The 15781-nt window shown below is 64.7% G+C and carries 15 protein-coding genes; 9 read left to right on the plus strand and 6 right to left on the minus strand.

Annotated features, from left to right (window positions below):
• Positions 1 to 96: 96 nt before the first annotated feature.
• Both AC1VVK_RS14560 and AC1VVK_RS14565 read left to right on the plus strand, forming a co-directional pair.
• Positions 97 to 699, plus strand: a complete 603-nt coding sequence (locus AC1VVK_RS14560; RefSeq protein ID WP_482903524.1) for a superoxide dismutase — start codon at positions 97 to 99, stop codon at positions 697 to 699.
• Between the two features lie 123 nt (positions 700 to 822).
• On the plus strand, positions 823 to 1689 hold the full coding sequence (locus AC1VVK_RS14565; protein WP_132389390.1) for an NAD(P)-dependent oxidoreductase: 867 nt from the start codon (positions 823 to 825) through the stop codon (positions 1687 to 1689).
• Positions 1690 to 2077: 388 nt separating this feature from the next.
• On the opposite strand, the gene AC1VVK_RS14570 is transcribed toward AC1VVK_RS14565, so the two are convergent.
• Complete coding sequence (locus tag AC1VVK_RS14570; protein ID WP_132389392.1) at positions 2078 to 2623, minus strand: sigma-70 family RNA polymerase sigma factor; 546 nt, start codon at positions 2621 to 2623, stop codon at positions 2078 to 2080.
• Positions 2616 to 2768, minus strand: a complete 153-nt coding sequence (locus AC1VVK_RS14575) for a NepR family anti-sigma factor (protein ID WP_482905177.1) — start codon at positions 2766 to 2768, stop codon at positions 2616 to 2618. Before AC1VVK_RS14575 ends, AC1VVK_RS14570 begins: the two co-directional genes overlap by 8 nt.
• A gap of 450 nt (positions 2769 to 3218) precedes the next feature.
• Here AC1VVK_RS14575 and AC1VVK_RS14580 point away from each other — a divergent pair, with 450 nt between their 5' ends.
• A complete protein-coding gene (locus AC1VVK_RS14580) occupies positions 3219 to 4880 on the plus strand; it encodes a CHASE domain-containing protein (protein WP_482903525.1) in 1662 nt (553 codons plus the stop codon).
• A 56-nt stretch (positions 4881 to 4936) separates the two neighbouring features.
• Here AC1VVK_RS14580 and AC1VVK_RS14585 read toward each other — a convergent pair whose 3' ends face one another.
• Positions 4937 to 5947 (minus strand): IS30 family transposase, encoded by a 1011-nt coding sequence (locus AC1VVK_RS14585; RefSeq protein ID WP_482903526.1) that lies wholly within the window; start codon positions 5945 to 5947, stop codon positions 4937 to 4939.
• Between the two features lie 329 nt (positions 5948 to 6276).
• Between AC1VVK_RS14585 and AC1VVK_RS14590 the strand changes: the two genes are divergently transcribed.
• On the plus strand, positions 6277 to 6648 hold the full coding sequence (locus tag AC1VVK_RS14590) for a PilZ domain-containing protein (RefSeq protein ID WP_132389396.1): 372 nt from the start codon (positions 6277 to 6279) through the stop codon (positions 6646 to 6648).
• A gap of 69 nt (positions 6649 to 6717) precedes the next feature.
• On the opposite strand, the gene AC1VVK_RS14595 is transcribed toward AC1VVK_RS14590, so the two are convergent.
• The gene (locus AC1VVK_RS14595; protein WP_482903527.1) at positions 6718 to 7512 is read right to left on the minus strand and encodes a response regulator; all 795 of its coding nucleotides are present in this window, start codon (positions 7510 to 7512) and stop codon (positions 6718 to 6720) included.
• Positions 7513 to 7989: 477 nt separating this feature from the next.
• Between AC1VVK_RS14595 and AC1VVK_RS14600 the strand changes: the two genes are divergently transcribed.
• The 3 genes from AC1VVK_RS14600 (at position 7990) to AC1VVK_RS14610 (ending at position 9750) form a co-directional block, all read left to right on the plus strand.
• A complete protein-coding gene (locus AC1VVK_RS14600) occupies positions 7990 to 8676 on the plus strand; it encodes a sigma-70 family RNA polymerase sigma factor (protein ID WP_132389400.1) in 687 nt (228 codons plus the stop codon).
• Positions 8677 to 8692: 16 nt separating this feature from the next.
• Positions 8693 to 9145 (plus strand): response regulator, encoded by a 453-nt coding sequence (locus tag AC1VVK_RS14605; protein WP_482903528.1) that lies wholly within the window; start codon positions 8693 to 8695, stop codon positions 9143 to 9145.
• Between the two features lie 80 nt (positions 9146 to 9225).
• Positions 9226 to 9750, plus strand: a complete 525-nt coding sequence (locus tag AC1VVK_RS14610; RefSeq protein WP_482903529.1) for a DUF2501 domain-containing protein — start codon at positions 9226 to 9228, stop codon at positions 9748 to 9750.
• Between the two features lie 37 nt (positions 9751 to 9787).
• Here AC1VVK_RS14610 and AC1VVK_RS14615 read toward each other — a convergent pair whose 3' ends face one another.
• Positions 9788 to 10252 (minus strand): pyridoxamine 5'-phosphate oxidase family protein, encoded by a 465-nt coding sequence (locus AC1VVK_RS14615; RefSeq protein ID WP_482903530.1) that lies wholly within the window; start codon positions 10250 to 10252, stop codon positions 9788 to 9790.
• A 316-nt stretch (positions 10253 to 10568) separates the two neighbouring features.
• Between AC1VVK_RS14615 and AC1VVK_RS14620 the strand changes: the two genes are divergently transcribed.
• Positions 10569 to 11567 carry a DNA topoisomerase IB gene (locus tag AC1VVK_RS14620; protein WP_482903531.1) on the plus strand — a complete coding sequence of 333 codons (999 nt, stop codon included), beginning with the start codon at positions 10569 to 10571 and terminating at the stop codon, positions 11565 to 11567.
• A gap of 409 nt (positions 11568 to 11976) precedes the next feature.
• Here AC1VVK_RS14620 and AC1VVK_RS14625 read toward each other — a convergent pair whose 3' ends face one another.
• Positions 11977 to 14535, minus strand: coding sequence for an HWE histidine kinase domain-containing protein (locus AC1VVK_RS14625; RefSeq protein ID WP_482903532.1), 2559 nt, complete (start codon positions 14533 to 14535; stop codon positions 11977 to 11979).
• A 392-nt stretch (positions 14536 to 14927) separates the two neighbouring features.
• Between AC1VVK_RS14625 and AC1VVK_RS14630 the strand changes: the two genes are divergently transcribed.
• Complete coding sequence (locus tag AC1VVK_RS14630) at positions 14928 to 15659, plus strand: Crp/Fnr family transcriptional regulator (RefSeq protein WP_132389410.1); 732 nt, start codon at positions 14928 to 14930, stop codon at positions 15657 to 15659.
• Positions 15660 to 15781: the final 122 nt, after the last annotated feature.

Below are 15781 nucleotides of genomic sequence, written 5' to 3' on the forward strand. Positions count from 1 at the left end.
ACCTTCTCGATGCGTTGCCGCCGGTCCCCGGAACGCGCGGTACGTCCAGGCGCTTCGAAGTCCACGTTCTTGATAACCCGAAACAGGAAGACAGCCATGACCATTGCCCTGATGCCGCTGCCCTACGCGCAGGATGCGCTCGAACCGCACATCTCGGCCAAGACGCTTGAGATCCACCACGGCGCACACCACAAGACGTACGTGGACAAGCTGAACGCCGCGATCGAAGGCACGCCCAACGCCGGCAAGTCGGTGGAAGAAATCACCAAGTCGGCATCGGGCCCGATGTTCAACAACGCCGCGCAGATCTGGAACCACGGTTTCTACTGGCACTCGATGAGCCCCAGCAAGACCGCGCCGAGCGAAGCGCTGGCCGCTGCCATCACCAAGGATTTCGGTTCGGTCGACGCGCTGCTCGAAGCGCTCTCGAACGAAGCGGTCAACCACTTCGCTTCGGGCTGGGCCTGGCTCGTGGTCGAAGGTGGCGCGCTCAAGGTCATCTCGACCCACGACGCCGGCTGCCCGATCACCACCGCGGCGGTTCCGCTGCTCACCATCGACGTGTGGGAGCATGCCTACTACATCGACCAGATGAACAAGCGCCCGGCTTATGTGAAGGCAGTGCTTGAGAACCTGATCAACTGGGACTTCGCCAGCGAGAACTTCGCCCGCGGCACGGCTTGGACCTACCCGGCGTAAGCCGCCCGGCCTGACGGCAGGTTTTACGGGGGCCGGATCGCCTTGAGGGCGGTCCGGCCCTTCGCACGCCAGTCCGGCACATAATTCCCGAACACTTACTCCCCCCGAACAAGGACTTTTCAAATGGACATCGGATTCATCGGTCTCGGCGCGATGGGCAGCGCGATGGCACACAACCTGGCGAAGGCCGGGCACCGCGTGCGCGCGTGGAACCGCTCGGGCGGCGCGGTCGAGGGTGTGGAAATGGTCGCCACCCCGGCCGAGGCTTTCGCGGGCGACGTGGTGCTGACCATGCTCTCCGAAGACGGCGCGATCCGCGACGTGCTGCTGGACAGCGGCGTGCTGGACAGTGCGCCGAAGAGCGTCACGCATCTCGTCTGCTCCACGATTTCGGTCGCCTTCGCCCGCGAACTGGTGGAACGCCACGAGGCGGCGGGCGTGGGCTATCTTTCGGCCCCGGTGCTCGGACGCCCCGATGTGGCGGCGGCAGGCCAGCTCAACGTGATTCTGGGCGGACCTTCAGCATACCGCGCGGCGCTCGATCCGGTCTTCGCGGCGATTGCCGGCAAAGTCTGGGACATGGGCGAGGACGCCGCGCGCGCGAATGCCGCCAAGATCGCCTGCAACATGATGATCACCATGGCCATCGAGGGCATGGCCGAGGCAGTGGTCCTGACCGAGGGCCTCGGCATCCCGCGTGAGGACTTCTTCGAACTCATGCTGGGCACGCTGTTCGGCTGCCGCATCTACCAGAACTATTCGGGCGCCATCGCCGAGAGCGTCTACGAGCCGGGCTTCAAGGCGGTTCTGGGCCTCAAGGACTTGAGGCTGGCGAAGGAACTGGCGGCCGAGACGGCGACGGGCACGCAAGGCCAGTTGCCGATGCTCGACGCGGTCTACGCGCGCATGGGCGAGACTGTCGATGCCGGCTACGCCGCGCGCGACTGGGCGGCGATGGCGGAACATACGATCTCGACTGCAAAGGGCTGACGGCCCGTCTCGCGAAACGTGGCCTGCCGGATCCCCGGCAGGTCGCTTTTCGTATCGCCGGAACAGACATTTGCGGCGAAGCCGCCGTCTCCGGCAACATTACCCCTGCGGCAAGGCCCCCGAAACGCGTGAGGCTGCCCCGCAGAGCAACGTCTTCGCGCCTTTGCGCCTTTGCGCGAATCTTACTTTTCTTCCTCTCCGCGTCTCCGCGCCTCCGCGCGAACCGTTTTCTTAGACGGCATCGCGCGCTGAATGGATTCACGCGGAGGCGCGGAGAAGAAAAAGAGAGAAATCGCGCAAAGGCGCAAAGAGGATGTCGGCGCCGTGAAGGCGCGTGTGCCGGAGACGTCGTTTCTGCCGAAGTGGAGATGGCCTGCGGCGCAGGCTTTCAGCCGTGAGGGTTCGGCTTGGGGACCACAAGGTCCGGATCGCCCTCCAGCAGCCGGTTCAGATCCGCACGGGCGCGGGCGACGCGGCTTTTCATCGTGCCGATCGGGCAGCCGGCGATATCGGCGGCTTCCTCGTAGCTGAAGCCTGAGGCACCCACCAGCAGCACCGCCTCGCGCCGCTCGGGCGCCAGCTTCTGCAAGGCGTTCTCCATGTCGCCGAGGTGAAGCGGGCTTTCCTGGTCCGCTTCCATCACCAGCATGCGCTCCACCGTGCTCTCGTCGAGATCGGTCTGGCGGCGGCTCTTGCGCAGTTCGGACAAGTAATGGTTGCGCAGGATCGCGAAAGTCCATGCCCGCATGTTGGTGCCGGGCGTGTAGCGTTCGCGCGCGGTCCAGGCCTTGATGAGGGCTTCCTGGACAAGATCGTCGGCAAAGTCCGGCCGACCCGAAAGACCGCGAGCGAAGGCGCGCAAGTGCGGCAGCACGCCGAGTAATTCCTCGCGGAAGGCCTCTTCGGCGGGGTGGGGGCGGACGCGATCAGTCATCGTCGCTTCCGTCGAGCTTCTTGAGGAGGTCCCTGAAGCTGTCCGGAAGCGGTTCGTCGACCACGGAGTTGTACAGCTTCCTCAACCCCGTGGCCCAGCCCGGCTCGCCTTCGGCGGGCGCATGGGGTCGGGCTTCCGGAGGCATGCCGGAAGGATCCCGCCCGGGGTGTTCCGGCTCGCCTTGTGCTGGAGGCTGATTCAATGCGAACTCCCTTTCGAGCTGCTCACTTGCGGGCTGACCGGGACGCGGTCAAGGCCGGCGCGGCGCCAGCCGCGCATTACAAATCGGTCACGTGGGCTAACCATCGTTGGACCGTCGATCGGGCTCGTCCGCCGAGCCCCATTCGGGCCCTCCGCTGTTTGCGTCGGGCCCGAATGGGAGTTCGCTTTCGGATGCCCGGGCGTCTTGGTGGGGTCGTGATAGGCAAGCATCGTTTTCATTGGAACAATCCGGCTCGCTCATGGTTCCCTCGCATGCGATGACCTGCCACATGTGCCCCGCCCCGCGCCTTTCCGGCTCGCCCTTTTTCCGAATTGTCCTTAGTCACCGGGATGCCTATCGCGGAGCCGAACGTGAACTTGCGGGAATTACCGGGTGATTGATCAGGCTCTGCTCGACAGGGTCCAGAAGCAGGCTTGGTTCCACAAGTATCCGCGCGGCTGGCCATTCCTGCTTTTCGTGATCGCCTCGATCACGACGGCGGTGTCGGTCATGGCCATCGAACGCGCGGACCGGCAGACCCGCCGGGTCGAGCTGGACCGCAACTTGACCGAGATCGCCTCGGCGCTGGAACGCCGCGTTACCGAGAACATCGCGCTGCTGCGGGCCGGCGGGGCGCTCTTCGCCAGCCAGGAGGACGTCAGCGAGGACCAGTTCCGCGCCTTCGCCGAAGATTTGCAGGGCAAGGGCGACCTCTACGGCTCGCTGGGAATGGGCTGGGCCCCGCTGATCGGTGTGGACCACCTCTCCGAAGTGGAAGTGGCCATCCAGGAAAGCCGCGATCCCGAATGGCTGGTCCATCCCCGCCCCGATGTCGGGCAGGAATACGTCACGCCGATCATCTACATCGAACCGCAGGATCCGGCGAACCGCCAGGTGCTCGCCTACGACATGTTCTCCGACCCGGTGCGGCGCGCGGCGATGGAGCGGGCGATGAAGCTCGGCAAGCCGGTGGCTTCGGGCAAAGTGCATCTGGTGCAGGATGCCGACAATCCGGAGGCGGCGGGATTCCTCATCTATATGCCGGTGATCGTCGGCAGCGGCGAGCACCGGCAAGTCAAGGGCTTCGTCTACAGTCCGTTCCGCGCGGAGACTTTCCTCACGTCCGCCGCCGAACTCTACCGCAACGACCAGATCGACGTTGCCGTCTACGATGGCTCGGTCGCGCCCGAAAACCTGCTGGCCGAACGGCAGAGCGACGGGGTCACCGGCCCGACGATGGAGCGGCAGATCGACGTGGGCAGTCACACCTGGGTCGTGGTTATCAGCGACCGCAAAGTCGGCCTGCTTTCCACGGCCTCGCGCATCACGCTGTTTTTCGGGGCACTGACCTCGCTGATGGTCATGGCAATCGGGCGTTTCATCACCCGCCGCGCGGCCGAGGATCGGCGCGTGCTGGAATGGCTTCAGGGGCAGGCGGCGATCCGCAACTCGCTGACGCGCGAGTTGAATCACCGCGTGAAGAATACGCTCGCCAACGTGCTCTCGATCGCCGCGCTGACCCGCCGTCGCGCCACTGATATCGAGGACTTCACCGACAGCCTCACTGCCCGTATCCGCGCGCTTTCGGCGACGCATGACTTGCTCTCGCAGTCGGACTGGCGCCATGCGGCGCTGGGCGATGTCGTGCGATCGGAACTGGCGCCCTACATGGAGGGCAGCGAGGGGCATGTCGAAATGTCCGGGCCCGATATCAAGCTGGCGCCGAACGATGCGATGTCGCTGGGGCTGGCGATTCACGAACTGGCCACCAATGCCGCCAAGTACGGCGCGCTGACGCGGGCGGAGGGGCGTATCCACGTGCACTGGTCGATCCTCTCGTCCGAGCTGGCGGAAGTCCATTGGCGCGAGGAGGGCGGTCCGCCGGTCAGCCCGCCTGCCAAGCGCGGCTTCGGGCGTGACCTGATCGAGAAGATCGTGGCGCATGAGCTGAAGGCGCAAGTCCAGCTCCAGTTCTTGCCAGAGGGTGTGGAGTGCCGACTTAAAGTCCCGGTGCGGTTCAACCGCGAGTTCGCGCTGCGAAGTGAGCGTCGTTAGGGCGCAGCCACGGGCGAACTGGCGAGCTTAAACACGTTTTTTCTCAAACCTAACCGTCATCCCCGCGAAGGCGGGGATGTGGATTCACATTCGAAGTGCAACGGTTGAAGAGAGCATGCCTCGGCGGGTGTTTTGAAGTCGAGGCATTTTCGCGGTGTATTGTTGTAGCGTTGGATGATGTCCTCAAAGTGGGCAGGCGAGAGATCCTCGATGTTGGTCTTGCGCGGCAGGTCGCGTCTGAGGCGGCCGATGGCGTTTTCGACGCCGCCCTTTTGCCATGGGGCATGGGGGTCGCAGAAGAACGTATCGATGCCGAGACGGTGCAACCTGTGGTGCTGTGCAAACTCGGTGCCGTTGTCGAGGGTCAGGGTTTGGCGCAAGGCGGCGGGCCAGGGCCGCAGCATGGCGGCGAGCAGGTCGGCGGTGCGCCGGGCCTTTCGGTCGGGCGGATGGCAGATCAGGGTGTAGCGCGAGGAGCGTTCATGGGCGACGAGGATGGCCTGGCCGTATCGGGCGAAGAGCATGAAGTCGGCCTCCCAGTGGCCGGGCCGGGACCGATCCGCGGCCTCGTCCGGGCGCATGGCGATGGGTTGGCGCTTGGCGATGAAGCGGACCGAGGATCCGCCGGGCTTGCGGCGCCATCCGCGGCGGGCCTTGGCGCGGGGCAGATAATGGCGCCATGATCGATCGTTCGTCCGCCTGATCTGGGCATGGATGAAGCGATAGATGCTCTCGTGACTGATGATACGCACGCCGGCCTCGCGGGCCATGCGGCCGGCGATCTGCTCGGGTGACCAGCCGGCCGCGAGGCGGCCCAGCACGCCCTCGCGCAAGGCCTGATCGCGTTCGAGGCGCATGCCCGACCAACGCCGGGCGCGCGCCTGCTCTTGCGCATAGCCGGGCCGATAGCCCACCGTGCTGCCGCTGTTGCGCTTCAGCTCCCGAGAGATCGTCGATGCCGAGCGATCCACAGTTGCCGCGATCTGGCGCAGCGATTGCCCGTCTTCATGAAGACGGGCAATCGTACACCGCTCTTCCAGATCAAGCTGTTCGTAAGCTCTTCCCATGACAACACCATAACCTGGTGTTGCACTTCGTTTGTGAACTTGGCGGATCCCGCTTCTCTTGTGCAGGGCGAGAGGTCGCCAAGAAAGCGGGGCCCCCGCCTTCGCGAGGGCGACGGAGTGGGGGCTGATAGCCCATCTCGATATTGAGCCATTGGTTGGGCCATTCAGTGCCGAATTCGTTCGCGCTTCGGCGCGGTGGAGAAGCTTCGTGGCGCCCGCTCGCGCAATTGCACGAGGTTTCACGAGGGTCGTTCTTTCGGATTATTTCACTCTTATTTAAGTGAACGGAATGTAACCCGGCCCTGAAAGTGCATTTCAGGGGGTAAGTCATGGATTCGCGTGCCTGGGATCGGCATATCGTGGAAAAGAAGGTCGAGTGCCGCATAGGCGAGCAATCCGGCAGTGTTTTCCTCTACAACCTCTCGGTTGGCGGTGGCATGCTGGATGTCGCGCAACTGCCGGTCGCGGTAGGCGACGTGGTTGAAGTGTCTCTCGGCGGTATCCAGAGGGCGAACGGGCTGGTCGTCTGGGCACACGACGGCTGCGCGGGCGTGCGTTTCGATACGCCGCTCCACGAAGCCATCGTTCGCCATCTCGGCTTCAATCCGCCCGAAATCGATTTTGAGGCGCAAGCACCGCGTGACCGGTTTGGGCGCGTGCTGCCCCCGATCGACGCGGGAGAGCGCCCGGTTCTTTACTGAGCACCGGATTTTCACTGGGCCCCGGATCTTCACTGGACAGCGCCTTCCGGCCGCTGCCCAGTAAGCGGCTCAAGCGATCGATCGGCCCGGGGCGAAGAACAGCGCCTGGCTGATTGCCGCGCGCACGGTGGCTTCCTGGAACGGCTTGGTCACCAGATAAGTCGGTTCGGGCCGTTCGCCGGTCAGCAGGCGTTCCGGATAGGCGGTGATGAAGATCACCGGCACGTCGCCGAAGCGCAGCAGGTCTTCCACCGCCTCGATGCCCGAGCTGCCATCGGCCAGCTGGATATCGGCCAGCACCAGCCCGGCGGGGCTGCGTGCGAAAATCTCCACTGCCTGCGCATGCGTGGCCGCCGTGCCGACGACGGTGTGGCCCAGTTCGGTCACCAGTCCTTCAAGCTGCATCGAGATCAGCGGCTCATCCTCGATGATGAGCACCTCGGTCGTGCTTTCGCTCTCGATCTCGATCACCGCCTGCATGACGAGCGCGTCGACATCCGTAGGCGAGACGCCCAGGATCCGGGCGGTATCCTCGCGCGAGAATTCCTCGACAGTGGTGAGCAACAACGCTTGGCGATGTGTGGGGGCCACTTTGGCCAGCCGCGTCTGCGCGGCCTGTTCGGCGCCGTCCACGTCCAGGATGGGCGCGGGTTCGTCCACGTGGCCGGTCGCCCAGATGCGGGTGAAACCGGCGTAGAGCGCCGCGCGGCTGCGGGCGATCTCGTCGCGCAAGGTGTTGTCGGCCAGCGCGGCTTCCAGCGTGGCGCGGACATAGGCGTCGCCCGAATGCTGCGATCCGGTCAGCGCGCGGGCATAGCGACGCAGGTAAGGCAGCTGGGCTGCAATCTGGTCAGAGACGGACATCGATATTCCTCGGCTCCTGGGAAATTGCTTCCCGTTGTCTTCATCCGGTGAACCCGGCCTTTTCCCGCCCCGATCCATCATCCCCCTACCTGTCTCCAGTGTCTGGCGATGGCGACGGGGAAGGGCAACCTCAAAATTTTTTCCCGTGGGTCGACTTTGCCGGGAACCGACACAGTCCTTGCACGTTCCTCCGGCATCACCACTGGCTCCCCCACCCCCCGCAAACCGGTGGTGACCCGATCCGAAGGCCTCCGTTCACCGCAAGAAGTGAACGGAGGCCTCAATCGTTCTGGGGGCCCAAGGTTCCCACCCTCTGTGCAATTTTTCGCGTATCCCGATTCGCCGGCATTGCGCCCGCCCGAGTGGTCCATGCGATGGATCGGGACGAGGCCGGATGGTTTTCGGGAACTTTCCGCGAGTTGGCGGCGTTTTCTCGTCACTGATCCCAAGCGGGCGACGGACATGGAGGGTTTCGCAATGGCTGTAACAACCGAAGCAGGGGCCGAAGCAAGTGCCGAAGCAGCGACGCACGGAGCGGCTGTGGCCATGACCGGAGTCGTGGCCCGGCTCGACGACCGCGAATTCAAGAATGCCCTTGCCCATGTGGCACCGCATCTGCGCGCTTTTGCGCGCGGCCTGTGTGGCTGCCGCGACCGGGCCGACGATCTGGCGCAGGAAACGATGCTGCGCGCCTGGGCGGCGCGGGACCGTTATGCGGCCGGCACCAATTTCAAGGCGTGGACCTTCACGATCCTGCGCAACCACTTCTACAGCGAAGCGCGCCGCGCCCGCTTCCATGGCGATTATGACGAGGTTGCCGCCGAGCGCATCCTCTGCGCCGAGGCGAGCCAGGAAAGCAGCGTCGAACTGACCGACGTGCTCCGTGCGCTGACCACCATTCCCGAAACCTATCGCGAGGCGCTGATTCTGGTGGCCGCCGGCAATCTTTCCTACGAGGAGATCGCCCGGATCTGCGGGATTGCGCTGGGCACGGTGAAGAGCCGGATCTGCCGCGCTCGCGCCATGCTGGCAAAAGTTCTCGAATCCGGCCAGCTCCCGGACTTCCGCCACAATTTCGTTCTGACCGGAGATGCCATCGACGCATTCTTCGAAGAGCTGGTCAGGATCGCCAACGCCGACGAGAAAGCCGAACTCGCCGCATGACAAGGATTACCGTGTCTTGGGCCAGATCTTAACAGGGGGGGCTTCGCTGGAAGCCGCTGGGGGAGCAAAGGTCCTCATAGTCGAGGACGAGTTCCTGGTCGCGCTCCAACTGGAGGACATTCTGTCCGACGGTGGGCACGCGGTGCTGGGAAGTTTCCCCGATGCGGCATCTGTGGCGATGCTCGGAGAGGCGCCCGACGTGGCGCTGGTCGACCTCAACTTGCGGGACGGGCTCACCGGCCCTGCCATCGCGCGCGAGATTGCGATCAAGTTCGGATCGCGGGTGATCTACGTCACCGCCAATCCCGGCCAGATCGACTTGCCCGCGACGACGGCGGTAGGGGTGGTCCAGAAGCCGTTCTCGCGCGAGGCGATCCTTTCGGCTGTGGCTTATGTGCTGGCGGGGTGTCCCCCGGTCGGGCGGCCGCGTGAACTGGAACACCTGAACACGGCCCGAAACGCGGCCTGAAAAGGATACCGGCACTGCGCGAGCAGCGGGGTGGCGGCATAGTGTGGGGGCATTTCACTTCCGTTTTTGGGAGGCAGCCCATGACTCTTTTCTTCACCAAGCCTTTTCGGGTTTCCCGCAAGCTGATGCTGGTGCCCGCATCCGTTATCGCACTGGCGGCAGCAAACGCAGGTGCCCAGATCCCTGGCGTTCCTTCGATGCCGACTACATCCTCGATGCCAGGTACACCGTCGCTGCCTGGCACGCCCTCGCTGCCCGGGACGCCATCATCTTTGCCGAGCACGCCCTCTCTTCCCGGCACACCTTCGTTGCCCGGCGCCTCTTCGGCACTTCCCGATCTCTCGACGATGGGCGGCAGCAACGCGGCCGGCGTGCTCAGCTACTGCGCGAAGAACCAATTGGTCGACTCGGTCGAGGGTAATTCCGTCGTTTCCAAGCTGACCCAGAAGCCAGACGTGTCACAGCAGGACAGCGGATACACGTTCGGGACGTCAGGGACGATACAGTCCGGCAGCGGTTCCAGCTTCTCGCTCGATCAGGCGCCGCCGTCGGTTCGCAAGAAGGTCTGCGGCATGGTGCTCAAGCAATCGCGCTCGATGCTCTGAAAAACTGCCCGGGTTAATCTGAAAGCGCTTTCGCGCTTCAGATTAACCCGGTTTCGTGCTCGCCGATGCGGGCCGGGTCGATCGAGCCGCCGGTGGCAAGGCGGAACACGCCCTTCAGACTGGTGTCCACCGTCCAGACTTCGGCATCGTCGACCTCGAAGCGCAGCATGACCACGGCGGGATCGTCGCGTCCGCCGGGGAACCAGCTTTCGACGGCCTTGTTCCAGCGCGCGTTGCGCACGGCGGGGTCGGTTTCCTCGATCAGGGTCCCGGCGGCGCAGGCGAAGACTTCATGGTCGAGCGTCGCGACTTGCGCCATCGCCCGGCCACCCTTGCCGATGCGATTGTCCTTTCGACAAACGAACCAGACGGCGTGATGGGCTTCCTTGTCCAGGATTGCCGTCATCGGCTCGGCATGGCCGTGCGAATTATCCAGCTTTATCATGGTGATCGGGCTGACGGCGAAGGCTTTCCAGAACGTCTCGCGCACATTGGAATCCATGACGATCCTCCTCTCATTTGCACCAAGTCAAACGCTGCGATGGCTACGGACGTTCCCGGATTGCCTCCCGTACCGCAAGAATACAGGGAAAAGGCATTTGCGTGGAAGACGCGCTCGCAACATGAGTATCTCGGTAAGATACGGATATTATGGCGGCGGCGAGGTCGAATTACGCCGATCCATTCTTTCTCTATTCTCGGGTGTTGCCCGGCACTTCATGGTCATCCGTTCGCGGGGCATTGCCGCATTCCGGACAACCTCGCGGCCACTGGTGCGTTTGCACAGGACAAGCCGTTCAAAGCAGGACCACCGCCCGATGCCGCGCCTGACTTTCGCCGATCCCGATGCCCCCGGCATCACCCGCAGCCGCACGCGCGCTGGGAAATGGGCCTATTACGGCGCGGACGGCACGCGCATCATCGAGCGCGACGAGATCGACCGGCTCAACCGCATTGCCTTGCCGCCCGCCTATGTGGACTGCTGGTTCTCGCCCGAGGCCGAAGTTCACCTGCTTGCCACCGGTTTCGATGCGCGCGGGCGCAAGCAATACCGTTATCACCCCGATTGGCGCGCGGGCCGTGATGCGCGCAAGTTCGACCGCTGCGCTCCGTTCGGTCAGGCCCTGCCGGTCTTGCGCGAGCGGGTGGCGCGGGATCTGGCGGGCGCCGGGCTGTGCCGGGAGCGGGCGGTGGCCTCGATTGTCGCGCTGCTCGATGCGGAGGCGATCCGGATCGGTAACGAGCGCTATGCCGCCACCAACAAGAGCTTCGGCGCGACCACACTGCGCATGCGCCATGCAAACCTTCAGGGGCGCAAGTTGCGCCTGCGTTTTCGCGGCAAGCATGGAAAACTGCGCGAAGTGGTGAGCGCCGACCGTGCACTGGTTTCGTGTGTGCGGCGGATGCAGGACCTGCCGGGGCAGCACTTGTTCCAGTATCTCGATGACGAGGGCTGCGCGGTTCCGGTGGGTTCGCAAGACGTCAACGATTACCTCCACGAAACCATGGGCGAGGACTTTTCGGCCAAGGACTTTCGTACGTTCGCTGCCAGCACCATCGCGTTTGCGCGGCTCTGGGAGGCGCCGGGTACGACGCTGAAAACGATGCTGGAGGAAGTGGCGGAGCGGCTGGGCAACACGCCCGCCATCGCGCGCAAGTCCTACGTCCACCCGGCGCTGATCGCGTTCGTGCGCAAGGCTGACCCGGTGCCGGAACTGCCTGCCCGGCTGCCGCGCCGCACGAAGTGGCTCACGGGCGAGGAGCGGGGGTTGATCGCGTTTCTGGAAGCGGCACCACCGGCGGCGAGTTGGGGGTAAACAGCATCGCCTCGTCCCGCGCCATCGCCCTATTCCCCGTCATCGCTTCGTTCCCCGTCATCCTGAACTTGTTTCAGGATCCATTTCACGGCCTATCCCGGACGGCTGCGTGAATGGCGCGGCGGTGCGAGTTGCCGATCGAAGCACGGCGCAGGTGGCAAAATGGATCCTGAAACAAGTTCAGGATGACGGGGTTGGGGACGAGGTCTCGATTGACCAAATTCTGGCGATTGAGCGCACCGCAAGGGCAACCGGCGCTTCTCAATTGACCTCCTCTCCAACCCCGCTCAGGCTGAGCTTGTCGAAGCCCCCCGAGACGGGGCGCGAGGCTCCTCATCCTTCGACAGGCTCAGGATGAGCGGTGTGCGGGAGGAGGGGAGGGGGCAGTAGGGCATCAGATCACGCCCCTTCACCTCTTCGCAAGCTGCGCCAGCGCCGCCTTCACATCGCGCAGGCCGTAAGGCTTGGTCACGATAGGAACGTTGCGGAAAACCTCCGCGAGCATCGAACGTTCGCCGTAACCGCTGGCGAAGATGAACGGAATGCCGCGCTCCGTCAGCGCGTGGGCGACATCCTCGCTGGTATCCTTTCCCAGATTGACGTCGAGCATCGCAAAGGCAATCTCGCCGGAATGGACCATGTCCAGCGCATCGGCGACGGCGCCGGCAACGCGGCAATCCTCGAAGCCCAGATCGCGCAGCACGTCCTCCGCTTCCATGGCGATGATGACATTGTCCTCCACCACCAGGGCCGCGCCGATGCTGGCGGCGGAGAGCCCGCTTTCCTGTGCCGGATCGGAGCGCGGTTCGGCGAGCGGCACCGCGGGCGTCTCGAAGGCCGCGATATGCTCGGCCGGCAGCAGGAACCGGGCGTGCAAACCTTGCACGGGGAAGTCGACCGAGGCCGTTCCCCCCAATTCGTGCGGGATGGTGCGTTCGATGATCGTCGACCCGAAGCCCCGCCGGGTCGGCGGGCAGACCGGCGGGCCATCGCTTTCGCGCCAGTCGACCTCCAGCGCGCCGTCGGCAGCGCGGGCGAGCGCTACTGTCACGCAGCCGTGCGTGTCGGACAGAGCGCCATACTTGACCGAATTGGTCGTCAGCTCGTGGAACACCAGCGCCAGCGTGGTGAAAGCGCCCGGCGCGATCAGCGCGTCGGGGCCGAGGATGCGCACACGGTCGGCGCTGTGCCCGGCATAGGCGGCCGCCTCGGTCCGGATCAGGGTGTAAAGCGAGGAGGGCGTCCAGTCCTTCTGCGTGACCTGGTCGTGTGCGCGGGCGAGTGCGTGGATGCGGCTGCCGACAATCTCTGCGAACTCGTCGATGGTGCGCGCGCCTTCCTTGCTCTGCGTCACCAGCGCGCGGATCAGGTTGAGGATATTGCGCACGCGGTGGTTGAGTTCCGCGATCAACATGTCCTGCTGGCGGTTCGCCTGCTCGCGTTCGGCATGGGCGGAATCGGCCAGCCGCAGCACCACTTCGAGCAAAGTGACGCGAAGCGAATCCGCCGCCTGGATCTCGTCCTCGCTCCAGGAGTGGGACTGGCCCCGACGCTCTTCCTTCCAGATCTCGAAGCTCTTGCGCGGGGTGAGGCGCGGGCCGTTGGGGCCGAGTTCAATGGTCTTTTCCGGATTACCGGCCCAGTTCACCTCGCGCAGCTGCTCGCGGCGGAACAGCACGATGTAATCGCGCGGCGTGCGGCTGACGGGAAGGGCGAGCAGGCCCGCCGCTTTGTCCGCCCATTCACGCGCGGGCTCGAAAATGCGGGCGATGGCGTCGGTCGACCAGACCGTGCTGGCGCCCGCCGTGTTGAGGAAGCGTGCGAGTTCGGCGAACTGCGCCTCGTCCGGAGTGGCGCCGCGGCTGACGAAGCGCCCGTCGACCCAGCCGACCGCGCCGTCGAAGGGGATGACGCGGCCGATCGCCTCGCCGAAATCCTCGAAAGCTTCCAGCAGCGAACCGCCCCCGGCGACGCGGGCCATGATCTCGTCATGCAGCCGTGTCGAGGCGGAGCGGCGGGCGAGTGCGAAATCGGTTTCCTTCTGCTCCAGCAGATAAGCGAAGAATTCGCCGAACAGCTCGCTGGCGGTCCGTGCCGAGTAGGACAGTGTGAGCGGGGAGTAGTGATGGCAGGCCATCAGCCCCCAGAGCTTGCCCCGGCGCATGATCGAAACCGACATCGATGCCTTCACGCCCATGTTGCGCAAGTATTCGACATGGATCGGCGAAACCGCGCGGAGGCCCGACATCGAAAGGTCCAGCGGATCGCCGCTGGGCCCGGTCGCCGGGTAGATCGGCACGGTGGGATCGTCGATGTCGGAAATGATGCGCAGCAGATTGCGCGCATAGAGCCGGCGCGCCTGTGCGGGAATGTCGGAGGCCGGGAAGTGCATGCCCCGGAAGCTGTCCACCATGCCGTTCAGGCTTTCGGCGATCACTTCGCCGGCGCCGTCGGCCTCGAAGCGGTAGATCATCACGCGGTCGAACCCGGTGAGCGCGCGCATGTGCCGGGCGGCATTGGCGCAGAGCTGTTCGAGCGACGGAGCCTCGCGCAGCCGCTCGATCATCGGCCGGACATAGCTGACGAAATCGCGCCGCCGCCCACTCTCGCGCGGTTCGATTTCAAGCACATAGGAACGGCCGGAGATATGCAGCGCCATGTCGAACAGGCGGCCGTCGCCCATAAGATCGATTTCGAAGATGCGCTCCACGCTCGATCCGCCGCCCAGGATCTGAAGCCGCGAGCGTACATCGTGCAGCGCGTCGGGCGAGAGGAACTGCGCGGCCGGCAGGCCGATCAGCGCATGCGGATCGAGGCCGAACAACGCTTCACAATTGAGCGAGGCATGGTTGATGATCCAGTCGCTTGAAAACGAGACGAGCCAGCCGAAGCTCTGGATGCGGCCGATTACGTGGATCGGCTCCAGATCGCATGTGTTGAGATCGACCGTCGGCGCGCCGTCAGCCATCGTTACCGATACCTCCGGCTGTATCCGGGGCGGGGGTATTCAGGGCGGCGGTACTCCGGGTGGTCTTGTGGTCGGTTTGCATCTGCTACTCGCTCTGGGCCTGCGCACTCTGGCCTATTGGCTCCCTGACGGAAAGGTCTGACAATTCCGTATCGTCGGAGTGTTTCTCCCTCCCGCTGCGCGGATCGTGCGGGAACACTGGAGGGCGCTCCCGCTCCGGAGAGTCTTACCCATCCGAACCGGTTCCGTCTGTCCACAAGTGCACGGAACCTTGCTCCGTTTGCCGGGTTGTCTGGCTCACGGCGGCTGGATCTGTCCGGCCGAAGAGTGGTGCCGTGCCTGGAAAACCCGGCCCGGCGCAGCATGATAGCGAGCGAGTTCAGGAATTCGACATGGACGTACAGACCGTTCAAGAGGACAGCGATCTTCTCGGGGCGCTGCGTCCCGGAGACCGGGCGCTGCTCGACCCCTATCTCGTCGACGTACGGCTGCGGGCGGGTGAGGTGATCTATCGACCGGGCGATCTGGTGGAATTCTGTTATCTGCCCCGCGGAGCGGCGGTCTGCTCCTACTTCGTGGAAATGGACAGCGGGATCGAGGTGGAAACCATTCTGGTCGGCCGCGAAGGGGCGCTGGGCGGGGTGGTCAGCATGGGCCATCTGCCGGCGTTTGCGCGGTCCGGTGTGCTTCACGCCGGGCGGTTCTGGCGCATTCCTAGCCGGCAGCTTGAGGAGATCAAGGACCGGTCTCCCGCCATCGCAAACCTGTTCGCGCGCTATGCGGACTGCGTGATGGCGCAAGTGTTCCAGTCGATCGCGTGCAACGCCGTCCACACCATAGAGCAGCGCGCGGCGCGCTGGCTGGGCGCGGCGGTGGACCGCATCGGGCGCGACGATGTGACCATGACGCAGGAGCAACTGGCGGCGATGATGGGTATCGGCCGCAGCTATGCCAGCCGCGTGCTCCAGCGCTTCAAGCGCGAGGGGTTGCTGCGCACCCGGCGCGGGGGGATCACGATCCTCGACCGCACGGGGCTGAGCGACAAGGCCTGTTCGTGCAACGCGCAAGTGCGCAATCACTTTGATAAAGTGCTGGAAGGCGTCTACCCGCGCGAGGGTGGCTAAAGGCCCGGCCACTTCAGCCTCGCACACTCAACCTTCGTCATTGCGAGCGCAGCGAAGCAATCCAGAGGCGGTTTGCGCCGCTCTGGATTGCCGCGTCGGCTTCGCCTCCTCGCAATGACGAG

This window comes from Novosphingobium sp. BL-S-32 (genome assembly GCF_056857055.1).

Excerpts from the sequence above, each read along its gene's own strand:
- AC1VVK_RS14625 (WP_482903532.1), bottom strand. The coding sequence starts at position 14,535 with ATGGCTGACGGCGCGCCGACGGTCGATCTCAACACATGCGATCTGGAG.
- AC1VVK_RS14585 (WP_482903526.1), bottom strand. The coding sequence starts at position 5,947 with ATGGGAAGAGCTTACGAACAGCTTGATCTGGAAGAGCGGTGTACGATT.
- AC1VVK_RS14590 (WP_132389396.1), top strand. The coding sequence starts at position 6,277 with ATGGATTCGCGTGCCTGGGATCGGCATATCGTGGAAAAGAAGGTCGAG.
- AC1VVK_RS14615 (WP_482903530.1), bottom strand. The coding sequence starts at position 10,252 with ATGGATTCCAATGTGCGCGAGACGTTCTGGAAAGCCTTCGCCGTCAGC.
- AC1VVK_RS14620 (WP_482903531.1), top strand. The coding sequence starts at position 10,569 with ATGCCGCGCCTGACTTTCGCCGATCCCGATGCCCCCGGCATCACCCGC.
- AC1VVK_RS14570 (WP_132389392.1), bottom strand. The coding sequence starts at position 2,623 with ATGACTGATCGCGTCCGCCCCCACCCCGCCGAAGAGGCCTTCCGCGAG.
- AC1VVK_RS14565 (WP_132389390.1), top strand. The coding sequence starts at position 823 with ATGGACATCGGATTCATCGGTCTCGGCGCGATGGGCAGCGCGATGGCA.
- AC1VVK_RS14575 (WP_482905177.1), bottom strand. The coding sequence starts at position 2,768 with ATGCCTCCGGAAGCCCGACCCCATGCGCCCGCCGAAGGCGAGCCGGGC.
- AC1VVK_RS14600 (WP_132389400.1), top strand. The coding sequence starts at position 7,990 with ATGGCTGTAACAACCGAAGCAGGGGCCGAAGCAAGTGCCGAAGCAGCG.
- AC1VVK_RS14610 (WP_482903529.1), top strand. The coding sequence starts at position 9,226 with ATGACTCTTTTCTTCACCAAGCCTTTTCGGGTTTCCCGCAAGCTGATG.
- AC1VVK_RS14560 (WP_482903524.1), top strand. The coding sequence starts at position 97 with ATGACCATTGCCCTGATGCCGCTGCCCTACGCGCAGGATGCGCTCGAA.
- AC1VVK_RS14630 (WP_132389410.1), top strand. The coding sequence starts at position 14,928 with ATGGACGTACAGACCGTTCAAGAGGACAGCGATCTTCTCGGGGCGCTG.
- AC1VVK_RS14595 (WP_482903527.1), bottom strand. The coding sequence starts at position 7,512 with ATGTCCGTCTCTGACCAGATTGCAGCCCAGCTGCCTTACCTGCGTCGC.